Here is a 20454-nt window from a genome sequence, read left to right on the forward strand (position 1 = left end):
TATTAGAACTTAAGATCAATTCCTACTGTGTATGTTTTTACATTTGGATATGCTGCTGCGTAACCATCTGTTTCAGGATCAATACCATCATATTTGGTAATTGTAAAAAGGTTTTGTCCATCTAATCGAACAGCCGCTCCTTGCATATATTTACCAAACCATTTTTTTGGAAGATTATAACTTAATGATACATTTTGCAAACGAACAAATGATGCGTCCTGCAGGAAGAAATCTCCTGAACCATATTGTGTATATCCAAAATGTGAACCTGGTCGTGTATTGGTAGGATTATCAGGTGTCCATCTATTGTATACATTTCGCACAGCATTTCTTCCATTTTGTGCTACTCCTACCGCTGTTACCCCATAAGCAAAATCAGTCTGATCTACAATTTTTCGTCCAAACATTCCGTTAAACTGAAAATTCAACTGGAAATTTTTCCAAGTAATTGTATTGTTTAAACCTGCTACAAAATCAGGGTCAGATGATCCAAGTAAAACAGTATCAGCTTCATCAATTTTTCCATCCGGAGCGCCAGTTCTTAAGAATCTTCCATTTTCGTCTGTTACAGGATTTCCTGCTGCATCCCTAACAAAACCATTTAAATCTTTAATTTTGATTTGCCCTGGATATAAATCAGGCTGTGCAGGAACAACTTCTCCAATCTGCATTACACCATCGGCAATTTGACTGTATTGTGCACGAACTGGATCATTATACCCCATGTAAACTGAAGGCTTCCAATCTGGTGCTCTTTCTTTCCAATTTGTTCTAAATTGTGAATAAGTAAAAGTTGTTCTCCATTTAAGGTCAGGACGATCAATATTTAATGTGCTTAAAGTAAGCTCAATCCCCTTACTTTGCGTACTTCCAATATTTGCCCAAACGGTATTTATTTCTTGATAACTGTTAATAGGTTTTACAGTCAGCAAATCTGAAATTACTCTGTCGTATAATTCAAATGAACCGGAAACCCTTCTATTAAACAACTCGAAATCAACACCTAAATTTTTCTCTGTTGTAGTTTCCCATTTTAAATCAGGATTTTCAAGTCTCGAAGGAAACACACCAATTAATATTGATTCATCTGGATTTAAATAAGCCGGCTGTGCATAGAAAGCTCCAAAAGCACTTCCTCCAATTGACGCATTACCTGTTTGTCCGTATCCAAATCTAATTTTAAACTGCGACACATATTTATCTATCGATTTCATGAATGATTCTTGAGAAACATCCCATCCAACGGCAACCGAAGGAAATAATCCGTATTTATTGTTCTTTGCAAATACACTTGCACCATCACGACGGATTGTAGACGTCAACATGTATTTATCTTTATACGAATAATTAAATCTTGTGAAATAGGAAATAAAATTATTTTCAGATTTTGAAGAAGAGGTAACTTTTGTTCCTGCACCAGCATTCATATTATTCCATAAAAAGGCATCTGTAATAAAGTTGCTGTTTCCTAGTGTTGCGGCTTCAGTTCTATAGGTTTGTTGCGAATAACCTACCATTAAACCAAAAGTATTGTCTTCCATTAATTTTGTAGTATAGTTTAATGTGAAGTCGAACAAATCATCATTCTTTTCTTGAGAATTAATAGTAGCCTTCCCATTTTCTAATGCTCCGTACAAAGTAGTTCTTGGCAGATAAGTGCTTCTTTTTGAATTCCCTTGATCAAAACCTGCCTGGAATCTAGCTGTAAGACCTTTAATTGGTTTTATTTCGGCGTAGAAATTTGTTAATGTTCGATCAATGACACCTTCATCAGAAATTGTCAAAAGCGAATATGGATTAGGTTCTAAAGCATTGTCTGGGTTTATTGGATAATTACCCAATTCATCAATCGCTAAAATTTCAGGGCTTTGCTGTATAGCAGATCTTATGATTCCTGAGTTTTCATATTGATCTCCTCCTAATTGTGAATTTTGATTTTTGATTCGGCTTTTAGTCATATTCATCCCAACATTAATATAATCAGTTAATTTCTGATCGAGGCTAAAATGAAAAGTAGTTCTCTTTAAACCTGAATTTTTAATAACTCCATCTTGATTGAATAAGTTACCTGATAAAAAATACTTGGTAGATTTTGTTCCTCCGCGAAGTGATAAGTTGTTTTGTTCAATTACACCATTTCTGGTAACTAATCCAAGCCAATCTGTTCCTTTTCCAGCATTTCTAATTTGTTCATCTGAATAAATTCTTTTATATGGAATCCCGTTTACTGGAGCTGCATTTGCCTCTTCTAAGGTTTTTGGTGAATATGGATAAACTTTGTTTATAAACTCCCAATTTTCTTTTGCAGCATCATTTCTTAACTGCATCCATTCTTTCAAATCAAGGACTTCATAACTATTGTTGTATTTTTGATAGGAATATGAACCAGAGTAGTCAACTCTAACATCACCTTCATTTCCTTTTTTAGTTGTAATCAAGATAACACCATTTGCCGCTCTGGCTCCATAAATGGCTGTTGAACTTGCATCTTTTAAAACTTCTATAGATTCAATATCATTTGGGTTAAACGAATTTAAAATACTTTGCGTTCCACCATCATAACGGTTACCCGTTCCTGGTTGCTCTAAATTTGTAACTGGAAATCCATCAATAACAATTAACGGATCGTTGCTTGCGTTTATAGAGCCTGCACCACGAATTTGAATATTAAATCCACCTCCTGGTTGTGCACTATTTTGAGAAATTTGCAAACCGGCAACTTTACCTTGAAGTCCCGTTAAAACAGAAGGTGCTGATGATAACACTAAGGCATCTGATTTTACAGACGAAATCGCTCCTAAAACGTTCTTCTTTTTCTGTGTTCCATACCCTACAATCACAATCTCATTAAGACTATTGGATGAAGGTACCATTGAGACTTTTAAATTTGTGGTATTTGCAATAGCGACTTCTTTTGTCTCATATCCCACATAGGAAAATAATAAAGCTTCTGTTGTGGAAGAAACTACAATGGTAAAGCTTCCATCAAAATCAGTTGTAGTTCCTTTTGGAGATCCTTTTGGCACAATCGTTACACCAATCATTGGCTGCCCCAATTCATCTAAAACCACTCCTTTGATAGTAATATCTGCTTCTGATTTTTTATTCTCTATTGCTAATTTTTCGCTACTGTCTGTAAAAGACCCTGCATTTACTTTTAATGCTGCTATCAAGAAAAAGACAGTGAGTAATGTCCTTAATTTTATATCCTGATAATTACAGCATAATAACTTGTTACTTTTTTTCATATTATTCTGGTTAGTTTAAATGGTTAATGTAAAAAGCATACTTTGAGTAAGTCTAAATTGGTTAAGCTATAATCGAACTCAAAGTGAAAAAATTTGTCATGTTTTTTTTGATTTCATAATTCTTCTATTTTGTTTTTTGTTTGATTTTTTTATTGATGTTTTTTTCGTTTTTACTTCATTAAAATCAATCTCTTTTGAAGTGTTTTTTTTTTCTGAATTGTAGTTTCCTTTCTTGTGTTTTAAAATTGAAAATTCAACTTTAAAAAGGGCAATAAAAAAGCTGATTTTCAACTTACTTTTGGCTAAACTAAAGAATATTTTTTAATAAACAATGTCAAAATCAAAAAAATGTGTTCGTACACATGAAAAAAGTGTTTTCGAGCACATTTTTTCGAAAAAGTATTATTAAATTCTTAATGATTTCAAAAAACAGAAGCCTGAAAATTCAAATAATTACTAAAATAAATTGACAATATTTTAATAAATGGCTTATTCTTTTTGATTTTCATTTAATTATAAATCACAATAAAAAATCTTATTTAGTATGATTTAATTAAATGTTTAGTCATTATTTACAAAATAATTTATTTTTTAAAACGTGCTTTTTTTCTCACCAATTGATTACACTAAATCGGTGATTATGGTAATAAATTCTTGAGCTAATTTGTCTGCTTTTTCTTGAGAAATACTTTCCGTATAAATTCTAATAATAGGCTCCGTATTTGACTTTCTTAAATGAACCCATTGTTCTTCAAAATCGATTTTAACACCATCAATACAATTCGGTTTTTCTTTAGTGAATTTCTCAGCAATCTTTCCTAAAATTGCATCAACATCAATGGTTGGGGTGAGCTCAATCTTGCTCTTGCTCATAAAATATTCTGGGTAAGTTTTTCTAAGAGTTTTACAGGAAATTTTCAAGTTTGCCAAATGAGACAAGAACAAAGCGACACCTACTAAAGAATCTCTGCCGTAATGTGATGCCGGATAAATAATCCCGCCATTCCCTTCTCCTCCTATAACTGCATTAGTCGCTTTCATTAATTCAACCACATTGACTTCTCCCACTGCACTGGCTTCATATTTTCCTCCATGTTTCATTGTAACATCTTTTAAAGCTCTTGAAGATGATAAATTAGAAACTGTATCACCTTTAGTCCTTCCTAAAACATAATCTGCACAGGCAACCAAAGTGTATTCTTCGCCAAACATTGAACCATCTTCGCAAATAATAGCTAGTCGATCTACGTCTGGGTCTACTACAATTCCAAAATCAGCTTTTTCTGTTACCACCCATTCCGAAATATCAGTAAGATGCTCCTTTAAAGGCTCTGGATTATGCGGAAAATGACCTGTCGGATCGCAATATAACTTGATACATTCTACATCAAGCTTTTCCAACAAAGCTGGAATTGCAATTCCGCCAGTCGAATTAACTGCATCGACAACAACTTTGAAGTTTGATTTTTTTATTGCTTCAATATCCACTACTGCCAATTTTAAAACTTCTTCAATGTGTCGATTAATATAACCTTCTTTCTTTTCGTACTTTCCTAGAGCGTCAACTTCTGCAAAAAGAAAATTTTCATCCTCGGCAATTTTCAAGATTTTTTCCCCTGCCTCGGCATTTAAAAATTCTCCTCTATTATTCAAAAGTTTTAAAGCATTCCATTGTTTTGGATTATGGCTTGCCGTTACTATGATGCCACCAGCAGCGCTGTCTAATGTTACAGCAATTTCAACTGTTGGTGTAGTCGACAAACCAATATCAATTACATTTATTCCTAAACCTATAAGTGTACTTGCAACCAGATTACTAATCATTTCTCCCGAAATACGCGCATCTCTTCCCAAAACAATTGTTAAAGATTTACTGCCAGTACTTTCTTTGAGCCACATTCCGTAGGCAGCGGCAAATTTCACGGCATTAATCGGAGTTAAGTTTTCATTTACAACTCCTCCAATTGTGCCTCTTATTCCTGAAATTGATTTTATTAAAGTCATTTTTTATTTTTAAATTATTCCATTCGGATTTCCATTTTTTTACTGCTGTTTTTTATGCTTTTACAGTTAAAAAAAGGCATAAGTTGAGTACAAGCAACTCAAAAACATTATTTGAATGCTTTGCTTAATTTTTTTTATTAAGATCTAAATATTAAAAAAGAGGATTAAAATCTAGAGCTGTTCAATATTTTAATTTTACCAACTCCTATATCTATGGCCTTTGAATGCAAAAAAGACAATCATCAAATAGGCAGGGAATAAAATTAAATACGCTAATTGATTACCACTTTTTGCTGTTGCAGCAACTCCTGTAGCAATATTGGATGTGTTAATAGCATCTGCAAGCATTCCATAAAACAATGGAAAAACAGCACCACCAATAATACCCATAATTAAAATTGCGCCTCCAATTTTGGTAAATCCCCCTAAATCCTGAAGTGCCATTGGCCAAATAGCGGGCCAGCAAAGCGCATTGGCCAATCCTAAAAACGCTACTAAAATAATAACTAAAGGCAATTGCGGTATTCCTGGCAATTGAATCATGATTTTTGGAGAAAGTATCGCAATTAGCGAGACCAAAATCAGACCTAAGAATCCAGAAACTTTTAAAGCAAAAACTTGAGATACATATTTCGGAATCAAAGTAATTCCTAACACATAGCCAATTACCATAAAAGTCATGGTAAACGAAGTTAATTTTAAATAAAAAGAACCATTTTCTCCATAAACACCTAATTGTTTTCCAAATCCGCCGATAGAATCTCCGGCCAGAACTTCTGCTGCTACATAAACCATTAAAGTAATTACTCCAAAAACCAGCTGCGGATGTTTAAACGCTTCTTTTATTTGCTTGAAGATACTTAAATGCTCAGCCTGTCCTTCATCATCTAAATTGATTTCTGGAAGAGGTGAATATTTTACCAAAACTGCCAATACAAACATTATGATCGCCATATAAATATAAGGCATTTGCAATTGCAAAGCGAGTAAATCTAATGCCGTTTCTTTTTGAACCGAATTCATTGCCGCAATTTTATCTGCAGAATAATCTCCAATATTCGACAACACTAAAGCCGTCAATAATAAAGGAGCTAGAAAACCTGCCAGCTTATTGGCAATTCCTAAAACACTGATTCTGGCTGCAGCACTTTCACGCGGACCAATTACCACAACATACGGATTAGAGGCTGTTTGTAAAACTGCCAAACCAGTGCCCATTACAAATAAAGCAATTAAAAAAAGACTAAAAGTTCGTGCTTCGGCTGCTGGATAAAATAACAGAGCGCCAACCGCAATTACACCTAATCCTAAAGAAATACCATTTTTGTAGCCTACTTTCTCAATTAAGAATGACGATGGAATTGCCATTACAAAATAGGCAATATAAAAAGCAAAAGTTACAAAATACGACTGCGATTCAGTCAGTTCACAGGCTAGTTTAAAAAACGGAATTAGAGGTCCGTTAAGCCAGGTTACGAATCCAAAAATAAAAAACAAGGAGGTCAAAATGACCATGGGAATCAAAGTGCTGTTTTGATCTTTTTTTAAAGTAATATCGATTTCTGACATATTTTGGTTTTAGTTTTAGTTAGTTTTCTAAAAATCATCTGCTGACTAATTGCTGCTGATAAAATTCGATTGTTTCTTCTAATGCTCTATCAATTGTATATTCTGGTTTAAAACCCAATTGATTGAATTTTTCTGGATTTGCTTTAGAGTGTTTGATATCGCCTGGTCTTTCTTCTAAAAATTTTATCTGAGATTTAGAATTGGTTATTTCTATAATTTTTTCCGCCAATTCTAAAACTGATGTACTATGTCCTAAAGCAACATTATAGGTTTCGTTTCCTTTTTGAGAAGCCAGAATATTAGCTTTTACTACATCTTTTACATAAATAAAATCTCTTGTCTGTAAGCCATCCCCATAAATCGTGATCGGTTCGTTTTGGAGTGCTTTATTGATAAAAATAGGCACTGCAGCCGCATAAGCCGATTCTGGATTTTGCCGTGGTCCAAATACATTAAAATATCTCAAAGAAGCCGTTGGAACCTGATATTGATCGAGATACATTTTTAAATAATATTCGCCGTCTAACTTCGTAATCGCATACGGTGTCATTGGTTCTGGAAACATCGTTTCTACTTTTGGCAAAACAGGATTATTACCATAATTCGCCGCCGAAGTTGAAAGCACCACTTTACAACCTTTAGTATTTTTGGCCGCCTCTAAAATATTGATTGTTCCAATAGTATTGATTTCGATGCATTCTTTAATTTTTAATAAGGACTCCGGAACGCTGACCAAAGCCGCCAAATGAAAAACACCGCTGGCACCGCTTACGACTTCATTTACTAAATTTTCGTCACGAATATCTCCTTTTACAAACTCAACATTTAATCCGTTTAGGTTATTTTCGAATCCCGTTCTAAGACTGTCAAGTATCAAAACCTGATGTCCCTCGTTTGACAAATGTGCAGCAATATGGCTTCCAATAAAACCAGCACCTCCGGTAATTACATATTTACTCATTTCTTATTCTTTTAATGATCCCAGAAAATCCAAATTATACTCTTCCATTTCTTTAAATTGTTCCGAAAGACTTTCTATTAGTTTAAATTGATTTTTAGAACGATCCAAATTATGTTCTGGATATTCTGTTTTATAATACACGTCATTATTCAAAAAATCAGTCAAAAAACGAAGCGCCATTATAAATGTCATTGTTTTTGCCCCAAGAGGAAGGTATTTTATTTCAAGCGGCGAAAGTGATGAACTTGTTTTTTCCAGAAAACCTTTTACGTAAGCTTTATAAAATTGCAAATTAAACTGAACCAACTCCAGATTTTTTTCGTCCTCAGCTGCCGTGTTGCAAATCGTTCTTATAGCATCTCCAAAATCATAATGAATAATTCCTGGCATTACCGTGTCAGTATCAATTACGCAAAGTCCTTTTTTATTAATATCAAAAAGAGCATTAGAAATCTTAGTGTCATTGTGTGTAACCCTAAGTTTTATTTTTCCAGTGTCTTTCAAATTCTGCAAAACATGCATTTCCTCTTTTAAATCCTGAGTGATTTTAATCAAATCTTTGGCTTGTTCGATTCTTTGTTCCGAAGCTTCTTTAAGTGCGTTGTCAAACTGAGAATAACGAAAAGTCATATTATGAAAATTCGGAATTACTTCAATTAATTTTCTAGCATCAAAATCACTGGTTAGATTCAAAAATTCTCCAAACAACTTTCCTCCTTCATAAGCGATTTCTTCATTGTTTACGGTTTCAAAAGTTAAACTTCCTTCTATATAAACCATTACATTCCAGAAATTTCCCTCTTTATCCTTATAATAAAAAACACCTTTTTTAGTTCCTATAAAGGTTAAAACACGACGCTTTAATTCATCTTCAGACAATTGCTTTAGTTTTTTCAACAAATGCTGGCTTACACTTACTTTATTTGCAATAAGTCCTGGAACGTCTTTAAAAACACCTTCGTTTATTCGCTGTAAAATAAACTGTCTACGGCTATCAGCAGTTACTAAATAAGTATCATTAATATGACCGGAAGACAATTCTTCAAAAGTTTTAAAGACCTCAATATGGTCAAACTGTTCGAATATAAATTTTAATTTTTCGGCTGTCATATTACCAGAGATTAGTTGGATATACTTTTTGAGCTCTTAATTTTTCTATTTCTTTTTTTACGATTTCCTTATCCTCTTTATAAGTCACTCCAAACCATTTTGCATTGGATTGCAATACCTCAACAGAAGCATTATCCGATTTTAAAATTTCATTTACTACTGATGTAATAAAAAATTCTGCTTTTAAATCGTACTCATTTTCTTTTAAAAATTGTTCAAAAAGCGCACCTCCAAATTCAAAACATTTTGGCGTAAAACCCCAAAAGTTCATTGAAACTATTGTATTTTCATCAATAGGAATAAAATCCCCATCATCATTCTTGCGCATTAATTTCCCGTCAATTTTTTCGATATGAGTTCTTTCTGTAACATCTGTCAGATAATTATTCTCGTCAACTTGACATTCTCCTCTTGAAACAAAACCATGATCTGAAACGGTATTTTTGAGCAAATAAGCCATCATATTAAAATTATACGATTCTTTGTCCATTTCCATTAATGCCTTGGCCATTATTTCAAAAGCTTCTTTTCCGTAAAAGTCATCAGCATTAATTATGGCAAAGTTTTCAGTTACTTCATCTTTTGCCATAAGCAATGCGTGTCCCGTTCCCCAAGGTTTTTTTCGTTCCGGGTTTAAGTATTGCGATGGAACATTATCAATTTCCTGAAATACATATCCAACTTCCGCTTTCCCTGCCAGTTTTTTATTGAATATTTCTTTACATTCTTCCTCTATGTTTTTACTTATGATGAATACGAATTTTCCAAATCCTGCCTGAAGTGCATCGTATATCGAAAAATCCATTATTGTATCTCCTTCCGGCGTAAATGTATCCAACTGCTTTAATCCTCCATATCGACTTCCAATACCTGCCGCTAAAATCACGAGTGTAGGCTTATTTTTGCTCATTTAAATAGTATTATTAATGGGTTACTTTTTTAATTTCTTTTTAGATTTTTGTTTTTTTCAATCTCCTCTTTTGGGAACGTTTTGACGAGATAATAAGTTTTTGAAAACTATCACCATAAATCAAAAAATATATAGATATATCATATTTTTTAAGTTAATATTCTAAAATATCTTATCAATATTCGGCTAAAGTATATATTAATCTTCTATAAAAAAAGAAAAATATGTTAAAATGTGCTCGAACACATTAAAAATGTTATCGAACACATGGAATTTAATATTTTATGCTATCCGTTTTTTATTTATATTTGTTTTATATGGAAAAAATTTACACAATTAAGGATATAGCAGAACTTGCAGGTGTTTCAAAAGGAACAGTTGATCGTGTTTTGCACAAAAGGGGAAAAGTGTCTGAAGACGCCTTAAAAAAGGTAAATGAAATATTGGACAAGATTGACTATCAGCCTAACTTGATGGCTAGAAGTTTAAAGAAAAAACAAATTTACTCTATTTGTGTACTTATTCCAGATTCTGCAAATGACCCCTATTGGCAACCTTGTATTGACGGCATAAACGAAGCTAAAAAGGAATTCAAATCTTTTAATGTCAAAATAGAAATCTTTTTATTTGACGCCACCAATACTTCTTCTTTCGTAGAAACCAATAAAAATGTTCTTGATACATCTCCTGATGCTGTTCTATTGGTTCCTCTCTTTCATAAAGAAGCCATAGAGGCTATTGAAATTTATAATTCAAAAGGAATTATTTCGAGTATTTTTAATAATCAGCTTAAATCCAGCAGTATTAGAAGTTTTGTTGGCCAGGATTTATTTCAAAGTGGCAGAATTGCAGCAAGATTATTAGACTTACTAATAAAGAAAGGCACAATTGCAATTATTCATATTGACGAAGACTACGAGAATGCCATTCACATGCAAGAAAAAGAAAAAGGTTTTAGAGACTATTTTAATAATCTTGGCAATACTGATTTTGAAATTAAAACTTTTAAGGTAAAACATCCACAGTTTAAAAGTACCCTCAAAGAATTTTTAGATGAAAATCCAGCTATTGAAGGCCTTTTTGTTACTACTTCAAAAGCGTATCAAGTCGCGAAAATAATTGCCAAAAAACCAGAAAAGAAAATAGCTCTAATTGGTTACGATTTATTAGAAAACAATCTTGAATATTTAAACAACAAAACTATTGACTTTTTAATTCATCAAAATCCAAAAAGACAAGCCTATTTAGGAGCTACAAATTTAATTGAGCATTTTATTTTTGAAAAAGAAATAAGTTCTGAAATTCTACTCCCAATTGACATTATCAATACTGAAAATGCTAAAGATTACTTTTTATAATCTTTAGCATCTACCTTATTGACCATAAATAAAACAAATTACATTAAGGTTAAAGTACCAAAAGAACTTGCTATATGAAAATTTGGTGTTTCTGTATGTGGATTTATCCACGAAATCCAAACAGGTTCGTAATCTAAATTAGATTGTTGGATGTATTTAGCTCTATAAAGTCCTGCTTCGATTTTATTTCCTTTTATTAAATTGAATTTTTTTAGAGATTCAATACTAATGGCTATTTCAACAGTAAAAAACTCTTTTTGACTGTTTGATTTTACTTTTAGATGATTTTCAGGCCAATTCCACTCATAATCAAACTGCCTGCCTGGATAAGCAATAAAATCTAATATTCTCGGTTCAGGGTCGATTTCTAAACAATAATAAGGATTCAATAAATCATCTTTTTTAAAAAAAATCTCCACTCGATCTGATTTTGCAATACTTTCAACAGAATCATCTGTTTTGTCAATGTGAATATTTCCATCATATACTTTATATAAAAAGAAAATATGATCCAGATCCCACAAAGCTCTCAATTCAATTTTATCCGGTGTTATAGATTCCCAAGGAGAAACAAAATCAGTCAAAACTGCCGCATTGTCCCAAATCGGATTATTTCCTAAACCATCTATTTGTAAAATGTTTTTTTCAATTTGGTTTACATTGTAATTTTTCATTCGAAAAAGGTATGGAATTTTAAAACTAGAAAAGGGAGTAAAATAAGAAAATCTCTTTTACTCCCTAACAATCTTTTTTATTATTTTAAATATATTTTATTATTGCTTATTTCGTTATCGGCATTAATCTGAAGAATAACCAGTTGTGATTTTTTCAAATCAGAAACATTGATTGTTGCTGTATTCATTTCACTATATTCTTGTTTTAAAAGTACTCGACCGTTTAGATCTGAAACAGAAATTGATGCTGCTTTAATATCTTTTCCAAAATTAATAGTGATTACATCTGAAGCAGGATTAGGGAAAACAGTAAAAACTGACGCAGTTTCTTCTGTTGTTTTTGCAACAGATCTAGCTGTAGATCCAGTTTGCAATTCCGAGCATCCAATATCAATGCGACCATTTCTTTTACGGTTATTATCATCAAAATCTAATGTACCAGAATAAGTTGCATTGTATGTTGGATCACCTTTGTCGGTGGCAAAAGCACCTGAGACTAATGAAAAATCAAAAATAGCAGCATTTACAAATCCTGGAAGACCAACTACTGAATTCACATCCTGTCCTGTAGCTGTTGCAAATTGTGCTGCGTTATAAGATCCTGTTGCTGAACTGCCATTGAAACTAACTCCTGTTAAATCGATTATAAAATCGGTATTATCTTCTCTGTAATACAAATTATAATTGGAAACAAAATTTGAAATAGTATAGCCATACGATGCTAGAAATGCTTTTTTGCCAGTTGTAGCGTAAAGGATATTATTTTTAAAAGTAATTCCTGAACTGTTCTGAAAATGAACTTCACCTCCGTAAATATCAGCAATCGTACTTACGGCAGTGCCTCCAATAGTTGTAACACCATTAATAGTGGCACCTGTTCTATTTTTATAAAATGTATTATTGAAAATTTTAGTATCACTAACGCTTGTTGTGTAACCACTGCCAATAACACCACCAAAAATTGCTCCGGTTACGACATTATTATAAACTGAATTATTGTTTACAATATGACCTGTAGATTGACCTCCATTTCCTGTGGCCGTGTTTTGTTCAGCTCCAACAGCAAGTCCCACACCACAATTATAAACTTCATTTCTTTCTATGGTTACATTTAATGCACCATCTACATAAATACCGGCACTATTTGCTACGGCACTCATACAATCAAAAACTTCATTTGAAGCAATGATTCCATTTCTTGCCTGATTATTGCTCGTAGCTCCTGTTGATGTGTAATTTCCTGCCGCCACAATTCCGATATTAGCAATATCGTAAACCGTATTTCCTAAAACCGAAAAACCATTTACATTTCCAGTTAAAGTTACTGCTTCTCCCCAGCCTGTAGCACAATTGTTTATTTCACTATTTTCAATTTTTACGTTGGTAATAGCATAAGTAGCATTTCCTCCATCAACTTTTATCGCATTGGCGACTATACCGCTATTAGCAGGAATCGCAGATAAATTGTTGCTGATCCAGCCAATGTTTTTTACAATACAATTCTTGATTGTAATGTTGTTTAGATTAGCTGTAGCTCCTGAATTTGCAAGAATCCAAATTCCTTTACTTCCGTTACCAATTTTATTTGATATCGTTAACCCATCAATTGTAACATTACTTGTATTTACAATTCCTAATACGTAAGTATCTGTACTTGTCCAGCCAGATGCATTGATTATTACAGCAGCTGAACCACTTTTTTGAATTGTTAATGGTTTTCCAACATAAATAGGTCCTGTTACAGGATAAGTACCAGAAAGAACTAATACAGTTCCTCCAGACGGTGCAGCCTGTACTCCTTTTAATATGGTTTTAAACGGCAAAGTAGCAGTACCTGTACCCGTTGTATCATTTCCGGTTGTAGAGACATATGTCTGCGAAAAACCTTGTATAAAGCAAAATAAAATAATAAATGTAATTTTCTTGACTTTCATAATTTTGACATTTTAGGATTAATAGTTTAAAAAAAATCTATAGTTAAATATTGCAATATTTCTATATTCAGTAAAAAAACCTGATTGCTATTTATGTTTTCAAAATCAAAATACAGCATCACTTCAATTAATCTTAATCATTGATTTTAAAACTATTATCTATACAAAAAAGCAAACAAAAACTGGCTTATTTCTGACTAAAGTAAATAATGTTTTTTAACCTGCAACAAAAAATCAAAAAAATATGTGTTCGAGCACAAAAAAAATGATAATTTTTATTTTTTGTGATACTTTTCACACATAAAAAATACTAAAAACAATCCAAAAACACAATGTGCTTGAACACAAATAAAAAAAATACTACATGAATAATTTTTAAGAAGTTTTTCAAAATGACTTTTTTATAAACTACAGTCTATTCACAACTTAAAAGAAAAATTATAAATCTATTTTTAAACATAGGTTATATCAAAAAAAGGGGCTGTCTCAAAAGTGAGACAGCCCCTTTTCTGTAACTTAAAGAATTAAAATATTAGTTCCAGTTAAAACTAATTTTCTTTTCGATTTCACTGCTTAAACTTAAAAACACCGGGCAAGTCATTGCGGCGCGTTCTAAAATTGTTCTGCTTTTTTCATCGGCATTGCTTTTCATATTAAAAACAATTTCAATTGCACCAATTCTTCTTGGTTCCGCATTCATAATCTTTGTTACTTCAGCAGTTGAACCTACGAAATCAACTTCTAAATCACGGGCTTTAATTCCCATAATGGTCATCATGCAGCTTGCTAAAGCGTTTGCAACTGTATCTGTTGGAGAAAAAGCTTCTCCTTTTCCGTTATTATCTAATGGTGCGTCAGAAATGATTTCGCTTCCTGATTGCACGTGAATTGAACTTGTTCTTAAATCTCCTAAATAGGTTACTTTTGATGTCATTAATTTGCTACTTTTAAAGTTAAGTCACTATCATAATATAAGATGTAAACACCTTTATTAGCGTGTCCTCCATCTTCTTTTCTATAATATTGAAATTTATTATCTACCTGCTGAGTCGTCATCAAATCAGCTGTTTCTTGAAATGTTTTTCCTTGCATTAAACGCATCATCGTATCAAAGGTTACGTCAAATCCTCTTGTTGCATAAGTCGTCGGATTTGCTTTGTTTTTTAGACGATATTGTTTTTCATAAATTAAAACTGGCTGTTCATCGCTTTCACGAGTTACAGAAGGATACATTAATTTTAATTTCACTAAATTATCAAAAACAATTTCGTCTGTATCCAATGTGCTATTTGGCTCAAGAATTACAAGCTGAACCTGACACGTTTTTTGAGAATCGAGTAAAGCTTTTATCGTAGCTTTTACCATCGCTGTATTTCCTGTTTCCATCACAACATAATTCATTCGGCTTGGAATCAGCAGACTTTTTAAATTCGCCACATCCAAACCGCCAGTTTCAGTTAAAGATGCAAATGCAACTCCTTTCTGATTTTGTTTGATGTAATTGATTACCGACTCTTTCTTCTTGTCTACCACAGCTACAATATTTCCGTTTTTAGAACGCATATAATCAAAAACAGCATTTCTGATTACGTCATTCGAAGGTATCGTTTGGTACAAATTATCTATCGGATTGGCGCTATCTTTTGACAAAGGCGAAATTACAGGAACATTATACGAACGAAGCATACTTGCCGCCGTTTCTGCATTACTTTGGTAAAATGGCCCAATTACTGCATCAGCATCTTGAAGTTTCTGAGTCAAACCTACAACATTCGAAGTAGTTTTGGTTTCTTGCGAATCGTAAATAGCAACATCAATTGGCAATTTCAATGTTTTTGCAGAATCAATCGCCATCAAAGCTCCAGAATAAAAATCTAAAGTCATATTTAAAAACTTATCGTTTTTAATTCTGTTAGCAGTTCCCGAAGTATCGCTTTGCACTTTAGCCAAATTAAAAGGAAGCAATAAGACTACTTTTTTACGCTCATTAATACCTCTCTTTTTGGTTAATTCAACAATTTCTGCATTTTCGTTTTCAGTAGATTTTACCTTATCAACAATCTTAATTCCGCCGCCAGAGTTTTCTACTGGTTTACCTACAGAAGAATCAGCTGGCTTATCAGTAGGAACTTGTGCTGCAATAATTGGCGCAGGAGCTATATATCCAGCCGGAACTTTCAAAACCATTCCTTCTTTTACACCTTCAGAAAGTGACGGATTTAATGCCACTAATTCCTCTTGTGATAAATGAAAAACTCTTCCTAAACTATAAAAAGTCTCTTTCGGTTTCACCTGATAATCCATATACGTTACCGCTTTTTTAGAAGATTCGACAGGTTTTTTATTTTCAGCAGGTTTTGCTGTTTCTGTTGCAACATGTTCTGTTTTTGGAGCTGTTCCTTTTATGGTAAGTCTGTAACCAACTGGTAAACTAGAAACAATATCCGGATTGCGTTTTTCTAATTCTTCTACAGTCATATTGTACTGCTTTGCAATTCTAAATTTTGTTTCTTTTGGCTGAACGTCGTGATAAACATATTTTTCAGCACCTTTTTCCTTAGCAGGTTTTACTGCAGCTTTTAGAGCAGATCCTTTTGCTGGAATAACCAATTTTTGTCCAATTTGAACACCTATTTTCTCCAAAAACGGATTTGCAGCTTTTAAAGCTTCATCAGAGATTCCGTATTTTTTCTCGATGCTGTAAAACGTTTCTTTTGGCTGCACTTCATGAATAATCTCTTTTCCTGAAACAACAGCAGTTTTAGTTTCAGAAACTTCTTTTTTTGCTTCTCCTGCTGCAGTCGGAATCAGTAATACTGTGTTTGGGCTTAAACCTGTTCTCGCATCTGGATTTAGCTTATAAATGTCATAAGGCGTAACCTTAAATTTTTGAGCAATCTGATTAATAGTTTCACCGCTTGACACTTTATACTTCACCACTTTTTCCTGAGAAAAAGCACTTGAACTGATAAAGAATACAAGAGACAATAATGTTAAATAGTATTTCATAATATGGCTTAAAACAATTTAATTTCTAATTTAAAAATATCTCACAGATTTATCCAAAAGCAAAATTCGAGCCGTTTGTTATTTCATTCAAAAATCATCTCAAATCGATTTCTGCTTTGGCAATTATGATTTCTTTATATAACTCATCTTCTTCTTTTTTCTTGCATTTATAAAGCACTTCTTCCATGTTTTCGAATTTATCGCTGTAAACATAGTACGAAAGGCTGTTAATATTGAAAAAGAAACTAGCATTAAAATCGCCAGAATCAATGAGTTTCATAATAAGCTTATCTCGGTCAACTGCGTCTGTAAATATACCCAAAACTAAGTAATACCCGTTCGAAACTTCTCTAAGATTATCATAAACTTCTACTTTTACTGTTTTATCAGGTCGTAACGGATTGTCTTTCAATTCTTGTTTCATTTCTTCCAACGAAATTGTTTTTGAATTTTCGGCAATGTTATTCTTCTTCTGTTTTTTGACTGCTTCATCCTGATATTTTTTCAGTTTCACCAAAGCCAATTTATCATCAAACTTTCGGGCTTCCATGCTATAATACGAAGCTTTGCTAATATGCCTTTTTACTTCAATTTTTTTCTGATTATCGAGAGAATCAATTTTAGCAATTAAAAGCTGATTTTTTTCGTCTCCTTTTTGCTGATCTTCTTTATAGCGTTTAATCTCTTCTAATGACAAACGCTGCTGCAAAGGTTTTGTATTGGCTTTTTTCTCGCTTTCGCGGATTTTCTTTTTATACTCCTGATTTTCCTCAACGGCAATTTTTTCTACTTTATTCATCAAACCAGCATACACTTTTCTATTTTCTGCTAATTCTTTCTTTAACTGAGATGATAATTCATTGGTTTTATTGATTCCTTCAGAAGATTGTTTTTCTAATCTTTTTGATTCTTCAACATTCAAAATATCCATTCGCTTCAATTCTTTCAAATCATCATTCATTGTCGTAACAAGCGAATCTAATTTTGCCATTAAAACATCCTGCACATTTTTATTGGCTTCTAAAACCAGACGCAATTTTTCAACCGAGTTTTCTTTAGAACCATTCATATCATTCAGATTTACTTTCAAATCATTAATCTTTATGATTTTCTGATTCATTTCTTTCTGAACAACCAATCGATCTTTAAGATCTTCAATTTCAACAGTTTTGGCTTTTGTTTTCTCGACAACAACTTGTTTTTCGGCCAAAGCCAACATTAATTCTTCACTTTCGTTTGTGGGTTGAATTCCTTTCGTATTAATAGCCAATTTGTTTCCAACAATTAATCCATTTACAATTTCAGGATTTTGAGATTCTAACTGATCGATTGAGATTCCGTATTTCTTGGCAATCGAAAACTTGGTTTCCTTTGGTTCAACCACATGAAAAATCGTTTCCTGATTGATAACACGAACTCTTCCGTCTAACGTTTTTCTTTTGTTTGGAATCGAAATCGTCTGACCAATCTGTAATCCATTAATTAAAATATCTTTATTGAGATTTTCTAAATCCTGAACTGAAACATTGTATTGTCTTGCAATACTAAACAAAGATTCTTTAGCCACAACCTGATGTGTTGTTTTTGAAGAAACAGCAATTTCTTGTTTTGAGGAATGATCTGAATTTTGAGGAATAATCAATTCTTGACCAATTTGAAGTCCGCTGGCTAAAATTTCCTGATTGGCATTCTGAATAGATTCAACCGAAACATGGTATTGTTTTGATAAACCAAACAATGTCTCTTTTGGTGCAACAATATGAGTTTGCTGTTTTGAAGTTGTATTTTCAGAGTTGTGAACTGGAATCTTTAAAACCTGATTGTCTTTTATTCCGTTTTGCGATTCGGGGTTGAGTTTGTAAATCTCCTCAATAGAAACCTTATACTTTTGGGCAATAAAATAAGCGGTTTCACCTTTTTGAATCTTGTGCTCGATAATTGAATCTTGCGCAATTATTTTGTTAAAAGACAAAATAAAGACAAGAGAAATTGTTAAAAGTTCTCTCATAAATAGTAGGTTATAAAAAATTAAGGCCTTACAAATGTAAGACCTTAATTTTAAATTATGCTACTATTCCCACTCAATTGTTGCAGGTGGTTTTGAACTAATATCATAAACTACACGATTCACTCCTTTTACTTTATTGATAATATCATTAGACACTTTCATCAAGAAATCGTAAGGCAAATGAACCCAGTCAGCAGTCATTCCATCTGTTGATTCTACCGCTCTAAGCGCTACTACTTTTTCGTAAGTACGCTCATCGCCCATAACACCAACAGAGTTTACAGGAAGCAAAATTGCTCCAGCCTGCCAAACTTTGTCGTATAATCCCCAAGATTTTAATCCTTCGATAAACACAGAATCTACATCTTGTAAAATTCTCACTTTCTCTGGAGTAATATCTCCTAAAATTCTGATTGATAATCCTGGCCCTGGAAAAGGGTGTCTTCCTAATAATTCAGGATCTATTCCTAATGTAGCTCCTACTCTTCTTACTTCATCTTTGAAAAGCATTCTAAGCGGTTCTACAATTTTTAATTTCATATAATCTGGCAATCCACCAACATTGTGGTGTGATTTAATAGTTGCAGATGGCCCTTTTACCGAAACAGACTCAATTACGTCTGGGTAAATAGTTCCTTGTGCCAACCATTTTACGTCTTCCAGTAAGTGTGATTCATCATCAAAAACTTCGATAAATACACGACCAATTGTTTTACGTTTCGTTTCAGGATCACTGATTCCAGCTAATTCGCCCAGAAAACGATCTCCAGCGTCAACTCCTTTTACGTTTAACCCCATTCCTTTGTATTGGTTCAATACATTTTCGAATTCGTTTTTACGTAAAAGTCCGTTGTTAACGAAGATGCAATATAAATTTTGCCCGATTGCTTTGTTTAATAAAACGGCTGCTACAGTAGAATCTACTCCTCCAGACAAACCAAGAACCACTTTATCGTTTCCTAGTTTTTCTTTCAATTCTGCCACCATTTCGTCAACGAAAGCATTTGGAGTAAAGTTTTGAGGAACTTCAGCAATTTTTACTAAGAAGTTTTCAAGCATTTTCTTTCCATCTGTTGAATGGTAAACTTCTGGATGGTATTGAATTGCATAAGTAGTTTCGCCTTCAATTTTGTAAGCTGCATATTCTACATCATGCGTGCTTGCTAATTTTACAGCATTTGTTGGAAGCGCTTTGATGCTATCACTATGGCTCATCCAAACCTGGCTGTTTTCTGAAACTCCTTCAAAGAAAGTTTCACCTTCTTTAATATAAGACAAGTTTGCTCTACCGTATTCTCTAGTATTTGAAGCTGCCACTTCTCCACCGCTGAAATGAGCTAAATATTGTGCTCCGTAACAAACAGCAAGTAAAGGCATCTTACCTCTAATTTGTGATAAATCAGGATGTGGTGCATCTTCTCCTCTAACAGAGAAAGGGCTTCCTCCTAAAATTACGGCTTTATAACTTGATAAATCACTTGGAATGTGATTGTAAGGAAAAATTTCGCAGAATATATTTAATTCGCGAACTCTACGCGCAATAAGCTGAGTATATTGCGATCCGAAATCTAAAATAAGTACGTTGTGTTGCATGCGCAAAAGTACTTTTTATATTCGAAATTCAAAAATTGATTTTTGATTTTTTTTAAATCAAAAGATGCTAAGCTTC

Annotated in this window: 13 protein-coding genes; 1 reads left to right on the forward strand and 12 read right to left on the reverse strand. The window is 33.0% G+C overall.

The window, feature by feature from the left end:
* Positions 1–2 precede the first annotated feature (2 nt).
* The 6 genes from BM289_RS05250 to BM289_RS05280 all read right to left on the reverse strand — a co-directional run bounded on the left by BM289_RS05250 (position 3) and on the right by BM289_RS05280 (position 9802).
* Entirely contained in the window at positions 3–3248 is a 3246-nt protein-coding gene (locus BM289_RS05250) for a SusC/RagA family TonB-linked outer membrane protein (protein WP_091491417.1), read from the reverse strand.
* Positions 3249–3869: 621 nt separating this feature from the next.
* Positions 3870–5252 (reverse strand): phosphoglucosamine mutase, encoded by a 1383-nt coding sequence (gene glmM, locus BM289_RS05260; protein WP_091491420.1) that lies wholly within the window; start codon positions 5250–5252, stop codon positions 3870–3872.
* Positions 5253–5447: 195 nt separating this feature from the next.
* Positions 5448–6821 carry a sugar MFS transporter gene (locus tag BM289_RS05265; RefSeq protein WP_091491421.1) on the reverse strand — a complete coding sequence of 458 codons (1374 nt, stop codon included), beginning with the start codon at positions 6819–6821 and terminating at the stop codon, positions 5448–5450.
* A 34-nt stretch (positions 6822–6855) separates the two neighbouring features.
* Positions 6856–7782: an NAD-dependent epimerase/dehydratase family protein gene (locus BM289_RS05270; RefSeq protein ID WP_091491423.1), complete on the reverse strand. Its 927-nt coding sequence runs from the start codon at positions 7780–7782 to the stop codon at positions 6856–6858.
* Positions 7783–7785: 3 nt separating this feature from the next.
* Positions 7786–8892, reverse strand: a complete 1107-nt coding sequence (locus tag BM289_RS05275; protein WP_091491424.1) for a phosphotransferase enzyme family protein — start codon at positions 8890–8892, stop codon at positions 7786–7788.
* Between the two features lies 1 nt (position 8893).
* Complete coding sequence (locus tag BM289_RS05280) at positions 8894–9802, reverse strand: sugar phosphate nucleotidyltransferase (RefSeq protein ID WP_091491426.1); 909 nt, start codon at positions 9800–9802, stop codon at positions 8894–8896.
* 317 nt (positions 9803–10119) lie between these two features.
* Here BM289_RS05280 and BM289_RS05285 point away from each other — a divergent pair, with 317 nt between their 5' ends.
* On the forward strand, positions 10120–11160 hold the full coding sequence (locus tag BM289_RS05285) for a LacI family DNA-binding transcriptional regulator (protein ID WP_091491427.1): 1041 nt from the start codon (positions 10120–10122) through the stop codon (positions 11158–11160).
* A gap of 38 nt (positions 11161–11198) precedes the next feature.
* Here BM289_RS05285 and BM289_RS05290 read toward each other — a convergent pair whose 3' ends face one another.
* The 6 genes from BM289_RS05290 to guaA all read right to left on the reverse strand — a co-directional run bounded on the left by BM289_RS05290 (position 11199) and on the right by guaA (position 20378).
* Positions 11199–11834, reverse strand: a complete 636-nt coding sequence (locus BM289_RS05290; RefSeq protein ID WP_091491429.1) for a sugar-binding protein — start codon at positions 11832–11834, stop codon at positions 11199–11201.
* A gap of 80 nt (positions 11835–11914) precedes the next feature.
* Positions 11915–13768, reverse strand: a complete 1854-nt coding sequence (locus tag BM289_RS05295) for a T9SS type A sorting domain-containing protein (protein ID WP_091491431.1) — start codon at positions 13766–13768, stop codon at positions 11915–11917.
* Between the two features lie 532 nt (positions 13769–14300).
* On the reverse strand, positions 14301–14702 hold the full coding sequence (locus BM289_RS05300) for an OsmC family protein (protein WP_091491432.1): 402 nt from the start codon (positions 14700–14702) through the stop codon (positions 14301–14303).
* Complete coding sequence (locus tag BM289_RS05305) at positions 14702–16777, reverse strand: PBP1 and LysM peptidoglycan-binding domain-containing protein (RefSeq protein WP_091491434.1); 2076 nt, start codon at positions 16775–16777, stop codon at positions 14702–14704. The genes BM289_RS05300 and BM289_RS05305 overlap by 1 nt, the downstream gene beginning before the upstream one ends.
* A 94-nt stretch (positions 16778–16871) precedes the next feature.
* A complete protein-coding gene (locus tag BM289_RS05310; RefSeq protein ID WP_091491436.1) occupies positions 16872–18785 on the reverse strand; it encodes a lytic transglycosylase in 1914 nt (637 codons plus the stop codon).
* Positions 18786–18848: 63 nt separating this feature from the next.
* The gene (guaA, locus tag BM289_RS05315; RefSeq protein ID WP_008462460.1) at positions 18849–20378 is read right to left on the reverse strand and encodes a glutamine-hydrolyzing GMP synthase; all 1530 of its coding nucleotides are present in this window, start codon (positions 20376–20378) and stop codon (positions 18849–18851) included.
* Between the last annotated feature and the right edge of the window lie 76 nt (positions 20379–20454).

It is taken from the genome of Flavobacterium phragmitis (genome assembly GCF_900112575.1).
GTDB classification, from domain to species: domain Bacteria; phylum Bacteroidota; class Bacteroidia; order Flavobacteriales; family Flavobacteriaceae; genus Flavobacterium; species Flavobacterium phragmitis.

Coding starts and splice junctions, on each gene's coding strand:
- BM289_RS05290 (WP_091491429.1), bottom strand. CDS start 11,834: ATGAAAAATTACAATGTAAACCAAATTGAAAAAAACATTTTACAAATA.
- BM289_RS05250 (WP_091491417.1), bottom strand. CDS start 3,248: ATGAAAAAAAGTAACAAGTTATTATGCTGTAATTATCAGGATATAAAA.
- glmM (WP_091491420.1), bottom strand. CDS start 5,252: ATGACTTTAATAAAATCAATTTCAGGAATAAGAGGCACAATTGGAGGA.
- BM289_RS05275 (WP_091491424.1), bottom strand. CDS start 8,892: ATGACAGCCGAAAAATTAAAATTTATATTCGAACAGTTTGACCATATT.
- BM289_RS05280 (WP_091491426.1), bottom strand. CDS start 9,802: ATGAGCAAAAATAAGCCTACACTCGTGATTTTAGCGGCAGGTATTGGA.
- BM289_RS05270 (WP_091491423.1), bottom strand. CDS start 7,782: ATGAGTAAATATGTAATTACCGGAGGTGCTGGTTTTATTGGAAGCCAT.
- BM289_RS05285 (WP_091491427.1), top strand. CDS start 10,120: ATGGAAAAAATTTACACAATTAAGGATATAGCAGAACTTGCAGGTGTT.
- BM289_RS05310 (WP_091491436.1), bottom strand. CDS start 18,785: ATGAGAGAACTTTTAACAATTTCTCTTGTCTTTATTTTGTCTTTTAAC.
- BM289_RS05265 (WP_091491421.1), bottom strand. CDS start 6,821: ATGTCAGAAATCGATATTACTTTAAAAAAAGATCAAAACAGCACTTTG.
- BM289_RS05295 (WP_091491431.1), bottom strand. CDS start 13,768: ATGAAAGTCAAGAAAATTACATTTATTATTTTATTTTGCTTTATACAA.
- BM289_RS05305 (WP_091491434.1), bottom strand. CDS start 16,777: ATGAAATACTATTTAACATTATTGTCTCTTGTATTCTTTATCAGTTCA.
- guaA (WP_008462460.1), bottom strand. CDS start 20,378: ATGCAACACAACGTACTTATTTTAGATTTCGGATCGCAATATACTCAG.
- BM289_RS05300 (WP_091491432.1), bottom strand. CDS start 14,702: ATGACATCAAAAGTAACCTATTTAGGAGATTTAAGAACAAGTTCAATT.